This is a genomic window from Chryseobacterium sp. PvR013 (assembly GCF_017833095.1).
Lineage (GTDB): Bacteria > Bacteroidota > Bacteroidia > Flavobacteriales > Weeksellaceae > Chryseobacterium > Chryseobacterium culicis_A.
The window spans coordinates 4857033-4869677 of the sequence record NZ_JAFIBT010000001.1; the positions used below are offsets into that span (position 1 = coordinate 4857033).

General features: G+C 35.9%; 12 protein-coding genes and 1 other RNA gene. 8 read left to right on the forward strand and 5 right to left on the reverse strand.

Features of this window, described 5'->3' with window-relative positions:
• Positions 1-101: 101 nt before the first annotated feature.
• Genes JOE44_RS22135 through JOE44_RS22145 form a run of 3 tightly spaced genes read right to left on the reverse strand, consistent with a single transcriptional unit; the run spans position 102 to position 2944 of the window.
• Entirely contained in the window at positions 102-1727 is a 1626-nt protein-coding gene (locus JOE44_RS22135) for an AMP-binding protein (RefSeq protein ID WP_209787629.1), read from the reverse strand.
• Positions 1728-1785: 58 nt separating this feature from the next.
• Positions 1786-2460, reverse strand: a complete 675-nt coding sequence (locus tag JOE44_RS22140; protein WP_209787631.1) for a beta-carotene 15,15'-monooxygenase — start codon at positions 2458-2460, stop codon at positions 1786-1788.
• The gene (locus JOE44_RS22145; protein ID WP_062673949.1) at positions 2453-2944 is read right to left on the reverse strand and encodes a sigma-70 family RNA polymerase sigma factor; all 492 of its coding nucleotides are present in this window, start codon (positions 2942-2944) and stop codon (positions 2453-2455) included. Before JOE44_RS22145 ends, JOE44_RS22140 begins: the two co-directional genes overlap by 8 nt.
• Positions 2945-3187: 243 nt before the next feature.
• Here JOE44_RS22145 and rnpB point away from each other — a divergent pair.
• Positions 3188-3512: RNase P RNA component class A (rnpB, locus tag JOE44_RS22150), an RNA gene on the forward strand.
• 84 nt (positions 3513-3596) lie between these two features.
• Here the strand turns inward: rnpB and JOE44_RS22155 are convergent.
• Entirely contained in the window at positions 3597-4466 is an 870-nt protein-coding gene (locus tag JOE44_RS22155) for a polyphosphate kinase 2 family protein (protein WP_209787632.1), read from the reverse strand.
• A 316-nt stretch (positions 4467-4782) separates the two neighbouring features.
• On the reverse strand, positions 4783-5247 hold the full coding sequence (locus JOE44_RS22160; protein WP_002977002.1) for a DUF1573 domain-containing protein: 465 nt from the start codon (positions 5245-5247) through the stop codon (positions 4783-4785).
• Between the two features lie 128 nt (positions 5248-5375).
• Between JOE44_RS22160 and JOE44_RS22165 the strand changes: the two genes are divergently transcribed.
• The 7 genes from JOE44_RS22165 (at position 5376) to JOE44_RS22195 (ending at position 12639) form a co-directional block, all read left to right on the forward strand.
• Positions 5376-7991 (forward strand): valine--tRNA ligase, encoded by a 2616-nt coding sequence (locus JOE44_RS22165; protein ID WP_209787635.1) that lies wholly within the window; start codon positions 5376-5378, stop codon positions 7989-7991.
• Between the two features lie 22 nt (positions 7992-8013).
• The gene (locus JOE44_RS22170; protein WP_209787639.1) at positions 8014-8625 is read left to right on the forward strand and encodes a DUF3239 domain-containing protein; all 612 of its coding nucleotides are present in this window, start codon (positions 8014-8016) and stop codon (positions 8623-8625) included.
• Between the two features lie 134 nt (positions 8626-8759).
• The gene (locus JOE44_RS22175; protein WP_105681270.1) at positions 8760-9395 is read left to right on the forward strand and encodes a DUF4241 domain-containing protein; all 636 of its coding nucleotides are present in this window, start codon (positions 8760-8762) and stop codon (positions 9393-9395) included.
• 68 nt (positions 9396-9463) lie between these two features.
• Positions 9464-10354: a ribokinase gene (locus tag JOE44_RS22180; RefSeq protein WP_209787642.1), complete on the forward strand. Its 891-nt coding sequence runs from the start codon at positions 9464-9466 to the stop codon at positions 10352-10354.
• Positions 10355-10444: 90 nt separating this feature from the next.
• Entirely contained in the window at positions 10445-11290 is an 846-nt protein-coding gene (locus JOE44_RS22185; RefSeq protein ID WP_209787644.1) for an alpha/beta fold hydrolase, read from the forward strand.
• On the forward strand, positions 11287-11931 hold the full coding sequence (locus tag JOE44_RS22190; protein WP_209787646.1) for an HD domain-containing protein: 645 nt from the start codon (positions 11287-11289) through the stop codon (positions 11929-11931). Before JOE44_RS22185 ends, JOE44_RS22190 begins: the two co-directional genes overlap by 4 nt.
• Positions 11932-12045: 114 nt before the next feature.
• On the forward strand, positions 12046-12639 hold the full coding sequence (locus tag JOE44_RS22195; protein WP_209787648.1) for a hypothetical protein: 594 nt from the start codon (positions 12046-12048) through the stop codon (positions 12637-12639).
• Positions 12640-12645: the final 6 nt, after the last annotated feature.

A 12645-nucleotide genomic window follows, 5' to 3' on the forward strand; every position in this document is an offset into this window, starting at 1 on the left:
AAATATAAAAAAGCATTTCAATCTGAAATGCTTTTTGCTTTTTATAATAAATTGATGGACTCGTTCTTTGCCTTTTGGGCATGGAATCTTTTACTTTTCCATCAAATCTGTTTTACATTTTCCAGTCCTAGTTCTCTCATAGAAATTTCCCGCATTTCTACCTTTCTTATCTTTCCGGAAATAGTCATTGGGAATTCATCTACAAATTTCCAGTATTTCGGAACTTTATAGTGGGCAATTCTTCCTTTGCAGTATTCCTGAAGTTCTTCTGCAGTGAGGGTAAATCCTTTTCTCACTTTTACCCACGCCATAACTTCTTCTCCAAATTTTTCACTCGGAACCCCTATGATCTGAACATCCAGAATATGGGTATAGGTATATAAAAAGTCCTCAATTTCCTTAGGCGAAATATTTTCTCCGCCACGAATGATGAGGTCTTTTATCCTTCCGGAAATGGTAATATAGCCGTCTTTATCCATTACTGCCATATCTCCGGTATGCATCCAGCGGGCTTCATCCAGTACTTTCTTAGTATTTTCAGGATCATTCCAGTATTTCAGCATTACGGAATAGCCTCGTGTGCAGAGCTCACCATGTTCTCCACGTTTTAAAGTTCTGCCATTTTCGTCAACAATTTTTATCTCTAGATGATCCTGAACAGTTCCTACAGTGCTCACCTGTTTCTCCAGAGGTGTTCCTATTAAAGTCTGAGTAGATACAGGTGAAGTTTCCGTCATTCCGTAGCAGATGCTCATTTCTTTAATATTCATGAGATTTTCCACTTTCTTCATGATTTCAGGAGGGCATACAGAGCCCGCCATCACACCGGTTCTTAAGCTTGAAAAATCATAGGTGTCAAAATCTTTTACTGCCAGTTCAGCAATAAACATAGTGGGTACTCCATACAAAGAAGTACATTTTTCGTCCGAAACAGCTTTTAAAGTAATCTCCGGATCAAAACTGTCATTGGGAATCACCATACACGCTCCGTGTGCCGTACAGCACATATTTCCGATCACCATTCCGAAGCAATGGTAAAAAGGGACCGGAATACAAACACGGTCTTGCTGAGTGTATTTTAACCTGATACCAATGAAATAACCATTGTTGAGAATATTATGATGGGAAAGGGTAACGCCTTTCGGGAAACCGGTAGTTCCGGAAGTATATTGAATATTAACAGGATCATCAAACTGTACATGTTCTTCAAAACTGTGAAGCATTTCATCTGATATTTCCTGGCCGTTATTAACAAATTCTTCCCAGTTTTCATCAAAGAATATTTCGTGCTCAAGGGTTGGACATACTTCTTTTGCATATTCAACCATTTCTTTATAATTACTGGATTTAAAACTTAAAGAAGAAAAAATAAAACGAACTTCAGACTGATTGAGAACATAGGTCAGTTCATGAGTTCTGTAGGCTGGATTGATATTCACTAAAATAGTTCCTATTCTTGCAGTGGCATACTGCAAAAGTACCCATTCATAACGGTTGGAAGACCAGATTCCGATTCTGTCGCCTGCTTTTGCTCCTAAAAACAATAAAGCTTTTGCAACAGCTGTTGTCTGATTGTAAAATTCCTGGTAAGTAGCTCTGTAATTCTGATGAACGCAGACTAATGCTTCCTGATGGGGATATTTTTCGACAGTACTTTTAAGATTCGCTCCGATAGTCTGTCCTAATAATGAAACCTCAGAAGTTCCATACACATAAGATAAGGGCATAGTTTAAGATTTGGTGGAATAAAATTAGCAATTATATCCCGAACTATGCCTATGTATATTAATTTTCCTGAGAATCTATTTCTTTAAGCTGCTTTAGATTTTTATCAAGTTTTTTAATAATTGTTCCATATACCAGTCTGTAATAAAACCAGATCATAGAGACTGCAAGCAATGAGCTTACGGCAATTCCAACAATAACAATCGTAAGGTTGGAGCCATTAGGCTGTATATTCTGAGAATCTAATATATAAAAGATGAAAGCGATAAGTACAAAAGTGAATATTAACAATAAAACAATGCTGATGAGAATAAAAGCATTGACTGTTGTTTTGAATTTAATGATGCGGGTAATAAGCCCTTTCAGATTTTCCTCAATCTTTATTTTTCGGTAATTCTGATAGAATTTCAATACAAAATAAGCTGTAATTAATAAACTTAAGACTTTTATAGCCAGATAAGCATAACCAAAATTGTTTTCTGCTTCAGGAGATTCCTGAGCCCCTAATCGCTCCAGCATTTTACGGAAGCTGTCTGATTCCTCTTCCGGGAAAAGATAAAACAGTCCCAATACCGAAAAGAACAGAAATTCTATAACACTGATCCAGAAAATATATTTCACATAGTTACGTGATTTTCTATTCAGCATCTGAAGAATCTCAGTGTTGTCATATTTATCTTGTACAGGTTGTTCCTGCCATGTTTTCTTAAAGCTATCTAAATCAAATTCAGGCATATTTTTCCATCTGTTCTTTAAGGGTTTTCTTTAATCTGTTCATTTTCACGCGTGCATTGACTTCAGTGATTCCGAGGTTTTCTGCAATGTCCTTGTAAGGCAGATCGTCAAGATACATCATGACAATGGCTCTTTCTACATTCGGAAGAGTCTTGATTACAGTATACAAAAGTGATACCTGCTGCTGTTTTTCATCGTCATCTTCCACAAAATCTTTATGGTTGATGTCCAGCTCATTCGTAGGAAGGCTTTTGCTTTTTTTTCTAAAGAGGGTAATGGCTGTATTGAGCGCTACACGGTACATCCATGTGGAAATTTTAGAATTTCCTTTAAAGGAATCATAGCTTCTCCAGAGTTGTAACACAATTTCCTGGAAAAGATCCTCTTCATCTTCCAGAGAATTTGTGTACAGACGCGATACTTTAATAATCAGTCCCTGATTATCCTTGATAAGCTGCGCAAATTCTTTTTCTCTGGAATCCATAGATATATAATGGCACGAAGATAATAATAAAGTGGTAATTGGTGAAAATTATAACAAAAAATCGTAAAAGCTAGACCATAGAATAGTAAACATGCTTTGAATATTGTAGCATGTAATTTATATTCTCATTAAAAACAAAAGAAAAATATTTATATATTTACTCATTTACATAGCGCTTAAAACCATTGAGGCTTTCTGAACTTTTACCTTTTTAACCGCAAAATTTGCGTACCTTTGCCTCCGCGAGAAAATCGGCTTGTTGATTTCCCGTTTTACGGGAGGTAGGAAAGTCCGGACACCATAGAGCAGCAAAGCGGATAACATCCGTCACCCGTGAGGGTAGGACAAGTGCAACAGAAAGCAAGTACAGTTCGGCTGTAGTGAAACCAGGTAAACTCTTTGCGGTGCAATGGTAAGTATATCGGTTCTTTTCAGCAATGGAAATAGGGGCGGCTCGTCCTGAAAACCGAGGGGTAATCAGCTCAAGTGTTGCAGCAATGTACCACGTAGATAAATAACAGGCGCTTCTTCGGAAGTACAGAATCCGGCTTATAGATTTTCTCGTGATTTTTTTTAAAAAGCTGGAAGTCAGAGGCTGGAAGAGTGAAGTTTTTAAAACCTCCATCTTGATGCTTCCATCTTCCAACCTCATTTATTCGCTTTCCAATTGTTTTTTAGATTCCTGAAGCTCCTGTCTGTCTTTATCAGAAAGAGTAGGATATTTAAGATTCATTTTTTCCAGAGTATCAATAATAATCTGGATTGCTGCTACTCTTGCAAACCATTTGCTGTCAGCAGGAAGCACATACCACGGAGCATGTTCTTTTGATGTTTCGTTGATTGCGTTTTCGTAAGCTTCCATATATTGATCGAATAATGCTCTTTCCGGAAGGTCTCCAGCAGAGAATTTCCAGTTTTTTTCCTGTTCGTCAATTCTGTCCAGAAGTCTTTTTTTCTGTTCATCCTTGGAAACATACAAAAAGATCTTAACGATTGTAGTTCCGTTTTGTGAAAGGTGTTTTTCAAAATTCCGGATGCTTTCATATCTGTTTTCCCAGAATTTGCTGTCAAAGTCTTTTACGGAAGACCATGTTTTTTCGCTCAAATTATATTCAGGGTGCACCTTACAAACGAGAACACTTTCATAGTGAGAACGGTTGAAAATTCCAATCATTCCTTTCTGTGGCAATGCAAGATAATGTCTCCATAAAAAATCATGGGAATATTCTTTGGAACTTGGGGTTTTAAAACTGGTCACATTACATCCCTGAGGATTCACTCCTCCGAAAACATGCTCTATCATACTGTCTTTTCCGGCAGCATCCATAGCCTGTAATACAACAAGCAAAGACTGGCTTCCGTCAGCATATAATTTTTCCTGCAGTTCACGAAGTTTTTCTTTCTCCTGAATCAGCATTTGCTCTCCTTCTTCTTTAGTAAGCTTTCCTTTATAAGAAGTTGACGTTTTTTTTATCGAAAATTTTCCATTTACCTTAAAGTCATCTGAGAAATCGGTATCCATATATTTTTAAGATTAAAAGATTAAAAGATTAAAAGATTAAAAGATTAAAAGATTAAAAGATTAAAAGATTAAAAGATTAAAAGATTAAAAGATTAAAAGATTAAAAGATCTTGTTCTTTAAATTCAATAGGGGGGGCTTTGGCCCAGCCATTTAAAAAAAATCCGAAGGCTTCAGCTAAAACCTAGATAATATATTTGATAAACGTCAATACATTTACTGCCATCTATTACCTATCATCTGCCACCTAATCAAACATAAATGTAATAAAAAAACCGCCTCATTGGAGACGGTTCTTTTATTTTTTTTGAGTAGAGATTACTTCGCAGCAGCTTTTTTAGCAAGTTTTGCAGCTTTTTTCTCAGCTTTAGCAGCTTCTTTCTGCTCAGCAGGAGTCAATACTTTTGGTTCAGGAGCATTAGCATCTACGTTACCTTTGATGTAGATTACACTTCTGTTGTTAGCGGGATCGTTAGAAAAAACCTCAATCATTTTGTTGAAAGGGCCAGGAATAGCGGTGTTGTATCCAACCTTGATCTTAGCTGATTTCCCAGGCATAATAGGATCTTGGCTGAATTCAGGAGTTGTACATCCACAAGACGGTTTTACATTTGAAAGGATCAAAGGCTTATCACCTGAGTTCGTTACCGTAAAGAATCTTGTACCGTCAGCATTAGGCTTAATAGTACCGTAATCGAAAGTTGTTTTATCAAATGTAATTGTTTGTGCAGATGCCAGAGCAAATGTCCCGAATAGTGCAATTCCTGCAATTAATTTTTTCATATTCTTGAATGTTAATACGTTTGTTAGATAAATTTTGTGAAACAAAGTTAAAAATTATTTTAATTCATGCTTAAAAATTTTTTTCTTTAGACTATTTTTGCAAATTGCAAGCCAAAGAAATAGAATTTATGCAGATTTCAGAAAAGTACAATCCACAGGAAACAGAACAAAAATGGTACAATTACTGGTTGGAAAACAAATTTTTCCATTCAGAGCCTAATGACAAACCACCGTATACCGTGGTCATTCCTCCGCCAAACGTAACGGGGATATTACACATGGGGCATATGTTGAATAATACCCTTCAAGATGTTCTGGTCCGTCGTGCAAGAATGCGCGGATTTAATGCTTGTTGGATTCCGGGAACAGATCACGCTTCAATTGCTACTGAAGCTAAAGTTGTTGCTAAACTGAAGTCTGAAGGAGTCAATAAGTCAGATATTACCCGTGAAGAATTTTTAACGCATGCCTGGGATTGGACCAATAAATATGGCGGAACCATCCTTGAGCAGTTGAAAAAGTTAGGATGTTCATGTGATTGGGACAGAACCCGCTTCACTTTGGAAGACAAACTTTCGCAGCAGGTTATCAAAAGTTTTGTAGACCTTTATAATAAAGGATTAATCTACAGAGGTTACAGAATGGTCAACTGGGATCCGGAAGCGAAAACCAATATTTCTGACGAAGAAGTAATATTTAAAGAACAGAACGGGAAATTGTATTTCCTTAAATATAAAATTGAAGGTTCAGAAGAATTCCTTTCAGTAGCGACTACGCGTCCTGAAACTATTTTCGGGGATACAGCCGTATGTATCAATCCTAATGATGAAAGATATGCTCACCTGAAAGGTAAAAATGTAATTGTACCCATCGTTAACCGAGTAATCCCAATTATTGAGGATGAATATGTTGATATAGAATTCGGAACAGGTGCTTTGAAAATTACACCTGCCCATGATATCAATGACTACGAAATCGGACAGAAACATCAGCTGAAAATGATTGATGCACTGGATGATGACGGAAATCTTAACGAACATGGTTTACATTATGCCGGAAAGAACAGATTTGATGTAAGAAAGCAGATCGCTAAAGAACTTGAAGAGAAAGATCTTTTGTTAAAGGCAGAAGATTATGTAAACAAAGTAGGAACTTCTGAGAGAACAGGAGCTGTTATTGAGCCTAAGATTTCAGTACAGTGGTTCCTTAAAATGGCTGAAATTGCTAAACCCGCTTTGGATGTAGTAATGGATGACGAAGTGAAGTTCTATCCGGAGAAGTTTAAAAATACTTATAAGCACTGGATGGAAAACATTCGTGACTGGAATATTTCCCGTCAGCTTTGGTGGGGACAGCAGATTCCTGCTTACTATTATGGAGAAGGTGATGAAGATTTTGTAGTTGCAGAAACTAAAGAAGCTGCTTTAGAACTGGCAAAACAAAAAACAGGGAATTCAACTCTGACGATAGAAAGCCTTAGACAGGATGATGATGCATTGGATACATGGTTCTCATCTTGGTTATGGCCAATGTCTGTATTTGACGGATTGCTTGATCCTGAAAACAAAGATATCAACTATTACTATCCAACATCTGATCTGGTTACAGGTCCGGATATTATTTTCTTCTGGGTAGCCAGAATGATTATGGCCGGATTGGAATACAGAAAAGAAGTTCCATTTAAGAATGTTTATTTTACAGGAATTGTAAGAGATAAGCAGAGAAGAAAGATGTCAAAATCTCTTGGAAACTCTCCTGATCCTCTTGAATTAATGGATAAATATGGAGCAGATGGAGTACGTGTAGGAATTCTATTGAGCTCTGCAGCAGGAAATGACCTTCTTTTTGATGAAGATTTAATGCTTCAGGGAAGAAACTTCATGACGAAGATCTGGAATGCATTCCGTCTGATCAACATGTGGAATCATGAAGATAAGCCAGCTATTGCTACAGATAATCAGGCTATTGAATGGTTTGAAAACAAGCTTAATAAAACAATTGCCGAAATTAATGATCAGTTCGAGAAATTCAGAATTTCTGATGCCCTGCATTTGATCTATAAATTAATTTGGGATGATTTTTGTGGGTGGTACCTTGAAGCGATCAAACCCAATTATGGAGAAGGAATTTCTAAGGATGTTTATAACAAAACAATATATTTCTTTGAAGAGCTGATGAAGTTACTTCACCCGTTCATGCCTTTCCTTACAGAGGAATTATGGCAGACTATTTCGGAAAGAAGTATTGATGAAGCTTTAGTTATCGCTCAGCAGAAAGAAGCTGGAAAGTTTGATGAGACTATTATTAAGAATTTTGAAACTGCAGCAGAATTGATTTCAGGAGTTAGAAATTACCGTCAGACAAAAGGAATTTCACCAAGAGAAGCCGCTGAGGTATATACCAATGCTACTGAATTTGCCAATGAAGATGTAGTAAGAAAATTAGCAAATATCTCTGAAATTCACTTCGGGCAGAAAACAGATAAGCCAAGCTTTACATTCCTGGTAGGAGCTACTGAAGTTTCTATTCCTTTAAGTGAAAACTTGGATTTAGGTGAGGAAAAAGCTAAAACTGAAGAAGAAGTAAAATATTTAAAAGGATTTTTGGTTTCAGTAGAAAAGAAGCTTTCCAATGAAAAATTTGTTGCGAATGCTAAGCCTGAAGTTGTAGAGGGAGAACGTAAGAAGCAAAAAGATGCTCAGGATAAGATTGCGATCCTTGAAGAAAAACTGAAAAGTCTGTAAAATATTTAATACTCCTTAAAATATGGATGACAATAGAGATATTTTAACATTAGATAGTAGAACAGTTGCTTCAAATCCTGGAAGGGTTAGAGTAATGCCATTTGTATTGATAAAATACATCTATAAACCTATTTATTTGTTAATTGCTTTATTGTTTTCGTTAGCTTTTGCATGGGATGTTTCATGGCTATGGGGAGGATTTGCTTTTATTATTCTTTTACTTGTAAATATTTTTTATTGGAGAAGGCAAAAAGAACATTTTAAATATGGAGATTCTAACGGAGCAATAGTCATTTCTGAAAAACCTAAAATGATTGCTGTTACTACCAATCTATCCAAAGGTTTTGGAGGTAAGTTTCCTGTCATAAAGGTTTTACCTTATAAAGGAAAAGGAAAACTCAATGATAGGATAGGAACAGTTGCTCTTTATGAAAATTCTGAAGAAAAGCCCCACTGGAATAACTTTTTTCCAGTTCCTGTAGACTATGTTAATAATAATAAAGAGGAATTGAAAGCTGTTTTGGAATCATATTCAGAAGAAAGCTGGGAAGTTTTGAAAAACAGAATAAAGCAGCTAAAGCAACCATATAGAGAAGGATTATTTAAAATATTTGATGAAACAAGCAGTTGGTAAAAAGTATAGATATTTTTATCCTTGAAGAGAAACTGAAAAGTTTGTAAAATATAGACAATAAATTTGTCAGAAATCTCAGGCTGGGTACAGATGAAAATTGTATCCAGCCTGATGGTTTAAAAGAATAAATAAAAATGACACATATAGAAAACATACAAAAACTATTCTCGAAAGACTTTGTAGAAAGTCCGTTGCTGGAAAGTTTTGAAGTAGGGAAGATCTACCTTTCAAGTGGAAAGATTGTTACCTGTGATCCTTTGATCACTAATGATATGCTTCCTTTTACCACAGAATTTCCCAAAGGAGATTTTTCTGTAATGATACACAAAGAAAGAGAGAGCAACTGTGTAGCCTATGCCGAAATTATATTCAGTAATTCTGAAATTAAAGAATGGAAAATGGCCACTACAGCAGGACAGAATATAAAAGATCTTGCGAAAGAAGAAGTGTTCGGATATCCTGTAGAAAGCGGGATGGGATGTTTCATGGATGTGGATACCCAAAACAGTCTGAACGAACTTGAACAGAGGTTGTATCAAAATAAAGGAGGTGATTTTATGGGAATCTACGAAGAATTTTTCCATGACTACTTCTTTGATGAAAACGGCGCAATAGATCAGTATGCCTTTCTTAAACCTGCAAAAGAACATCCCGGAACTATATTTGCTTTTGAAACCGGATATGGAGAAGGATTTTATGCCAGCTATATAGCGTATAACAAAGATCAGCAGCCAGTGAAAATAATTACTGAATTTATAGAAATAAGTTAATTTTAAATTAGCTATTTTTGAGACGCAATTTTTGTCAGTTATAAATTTTAAAGCTAATACAAAACACAATGAATTTCTCATCAGAACAACCCCGTATTATTGTTGTGGGCAGCTCATCGATAGATTTGGTTCTTGAAACCGAAAAACTCCCTTTGCCTAATGAAACGGTTTTAGCCGTTAAGTCAGATAGTTATTTTGGAGGTAAGGGCGCTAATCAATCAGTAGGTACAGCCAGGCTGGGAGCAAGTGTATACTTTATCGGATGTGTAGGAATGGATCCTCTTGGGCAGCAGATTATGAGAAATCTGGTAAGTGAAAACGTGAATGTAGGATTTGTTCACGAAACAGATAAAGAAGCTACGGGAACGGCCTATGTAACCACTTCCCACGGAAATGCAGCTATTGTTGTAGTACCGGCAGCCAATAAATACCTTAGCAAATTACATATAGACGAGGCAGATAAGTATTTTCATACCACAGATCTTGTGCTGGTACAGCTTGAAGTTTCTATGGATGTTGTAGAACATACCGTTAGAAAAGCCAAGAAATATGGAAAAAAAGTAGGATTATACGCTTCACCTGCAATGAGAGTCAGTGAAGAAATTTTAGAACTGGTTGACTTTATTGTTGCTAAAAGCAATGAGTTGTACGTTATTTTCGGGGAAGAAAAAAGAGAAGAGGTTCTTAAAAAATATTTCAATAAAGTTTTTGTAAGAGATGATACCAATTCCACCATTTATTTTGATGGTACAGAAATGAAATATTACAGAAACGATAAGGATGAAAAAGTATATAAAATGGGAATGGGTGATGCATTTACGTCAGGATTTGCCATTGCGATGTGCCATGGGAATTCTATCGAAGAATGTGTAAAATTCGGAAATGAAGTCTCATCAAGAGTTTCCGGAGGTAAAGGCTCTCAGACAGGACTTCCGAGAATCTCAGATTTCTTTTCCTAAAGCTATTTACGACATATCAAAAGTCTGAAACTTAACATAAAAATATAAGTAAAATGTCCACTTTTATAGTGGATTTTTTCTTTTTATACTATGGAAAAACTAATACTAACCACAGAAGATCATGTCACGCTGACCGCCCATTTGTTTAAACCGGAAAAAGATAATGGGAAATTACTACTGATTAATTCAGCAACTGGGGTAAAACAGCAGGTTTATTTTTCTTTTGCCAGCTATTTTTCTGAACAGGGATTTACTGTCATTACTTATGATTACCGGGGAATTGGTCTTTCCAAACCGAAAGATATGAGAGGATTTCATGCTTCTATGAGGTTATGGGGTTCCAAAGATTATAAATCGGTAACTCAATATATTAAATCAACTTTTAAAGAGCACCAAAAATACTGTTTAGGCCATTCTGTAGGCGCATTGATTCTGGGAATGAATGAAGATTCCAACATCTTTGAAGAATTTGTTTTTGTGGGAACCCAAAATGCCTTTGTTGGAAACCTTAAAGGGATGACAAAAGTTGAAGCCTATTTAGGCTTTGGAATTGCTCAGCCGTTAACGACTTCATTGTTAGGATATTTTCCCGCCCATTGGTTCGGACTGGGAGAAAGTCTTCCAAAAAATTGCGCATATGACTGGAGAACCTTAATTTTAAACAAGAAATCAACCAACAGATTGTTGGAGAAAATTGATAACTTTTCTGAAAATTTGACCCAGAAAGTATTTGTAATTCGGGCGGAAGATGATGTCTGGCTGACAGAGAAAGGCGTGTTGAGTTTATTAAATGACACCTATCCTAATCTTAAACCAACTTACCGGTTAGTAAATGTTTCAGAATCTGATAAAAAAGAAATAGGACATGTCAATTTTTTTAGAAGTTACAACAACAAGCTTTGGGATATTATTTTAAATGAACTGATAGATAAATGAAAAGTACGATTAACAACACAGTAGCATTTGTAAAAGAAAAATTAGAAGGAGCAGAAGCAGGACACGACTGGTTTCATATTGAAAGAGTCTGGAAGCTGGCCGCTAAAATAGCAGAAACAGAAGATTGTAACAAAGAAGTAGTAGAATTGTCTGCTCTTCTTCATGATATTGCCGATCCTAAATTTCATAACGGTGATGAAACCATTGCTCCCCAAATATCCAGAGCATTTCTTGAAGAACAGGGCGTTTCTGAAGAAATCATCCGTAAGGTATTATTTGTGATTGAAAATATTTCATTTAAAAACAGAGATCAGGCACCGGAGAATCCGCCCATTGAGCTTCAGATTGTACAGGATGCCGACCGTATTGATGCGATAGGAGCTATCGGAATTGCCAGAACATTCAACTTTGGAGGTTTTAAAAATAACCTGATGTACCACCCGGATATGAAACCCAAATTGGGAATGTCCAAAGAAGAATATAAAAAATCTAACGGAACAACTATTAATCATTTCTATGAAAAATTATTGCTTCTGAAAGATATGATGAATACTGAAAAAGGAAAAGAAATGGCAGAAGAAAGACATCAGTATATGATGAATTTCCTTGATCAGTTTTATAAAGAATGGAATGTAGATTAGAAAATATAATCCGAACAAAAAGAAAGAGAAAAAGCTCTTTTTCATGATGGGGTAAAATTAAAAAAATGACCTCAGATATAGATAAAATAGAGAGAAGAAGTATCTTTGTAGAATATGACACTCATTATTTTTATAATATTTCTGGCTTGTGTTCTTTCTCTGATCCTGTTTAAGGTTAAATCAGGAAGTATGGCCAAGTGGGCGAAGCTGTTTCGTATCGTAACAGTAGTTTTTTCAATTTCTGTTTTTACGTATTGGTTTATCAAGAAAAGTGCTGTGGCATTTGTGGATAATTCTGTAGGGCTGCAGGTGATTAATAAACTTCCGCAGGCATTGGATTTTTACCTGATCAAAGTAAACAAAACAGAGCAAAATACAAACCTTGAACCTAAGCATATAGGGAAAATACGTCCGGAATATTACAGGATAGAATACCTGAAAATGGATAAGTCTGATGAATACTGGATTGCAGGCTATCTTGGAAAGAAAAACCTGGTGTACTTTTCTCAGCATTCCGTACCCAATAAGAATATCGATCAGATTGTAGAAGTACAGAATTATATTAATCAAAGTATGAAACTTTCTGATGCCGCCAAAAAGCAGGTAGATGCTTATAATTATGAGAATACAAAATTAGGAATCTGGATTACACTGGACTTTCTGCTTATATTTCTCAATCTGGTATTGCTTCTTAGAAAAAATAAATAAAAAAGG

Excerpts from the sequence above, each read along its gene's own strand:
- JOE44_RS22135 (WP_209787629.1), bottom strand. The coding sequence starts at position 1,727 with ATGCCCTTATCTTATGTGTATGGAACTTCTGAGGTTTCATTATTAGGA.
- JOE44_RS22140 (WP_209787631.1), bottom strand. The coding sequence starts at position 2,460 with ATGCCTGAATTTGATTTAGATAGCTTTAAGAAAACATGGCAGGAACAA.
- JOE44_RS22145 (WP_062673949.1), bottom strand. The coding sequence starts at position 2,944 with ATGGATTCCAGAGAAAAAGAATTTGCGCAGCTTATCAAGGATAATCAG.
- JOE44_RS22155 (WP_209787632.1), bottom strand. The coding sequence starts at position 4,466 with ATGGATACCGATTTCTCAGATGACTTTAAGGTAAATGGAAAATTTTCG.
- JOE44_RS22160 (WP_002977002.1), bottom strand. The coding sequence starts at position 5,247 with ATGAAAAAATTAATTGCAGGAATTGCACTATTCGGGACATTTGCTCTG.
- JOE44_RS22165 (WP_209787635.1), top strand. The coding sequence starts at position 5,376 with ATGCAGATTTCAGAAAAGTACAATCCACAGGAAACAGAACAAAAATGG.
- JOE44_RS22170 (WP_209787639.1), top strand. The coding sequence starts at position 8,014 with ATGGATGACAATAGAGATATTTTAACATTAGATAGTAGAACAGTTGCT.
- JOE44_RS22175 (WP_105681270.1), top strand. The coding sequence starts at position 8,760 with ATGACACATATAGAAAACATACAAAAACTATTCTCGAAAGACTTTGTA.
- JOE44_RS22180 (WP_209787642.1), top strand. The coding sequence starts at position 9,464 with ATGAATTTCTCATCAGAACAACCCCGTATTATTGTTGTGGGCAGCTCA.
- JOE44_RS22185 (WP_209787644.1), top strand. The coding sequence starts at position 10,445 with ATGGAAAAACTAATACTAACCACAGAAGATCATGTCACGCTGACCGCC.
- JOE44_RS22190 (WP_209787646.1), top strand. The coding sequence starts at position 11,287 with ATGAAAAGTACGATTAACAACACAGTAGCATTTGTAAAAGAAAAATTA.
- JOE44_RS22195 (WP_209787648.1), top strand. The coding sequence starts at position 12,046 with ATGACACTCATTATTTTTATAATATTTCTGGCTTGTGTTCTTTCTCTG.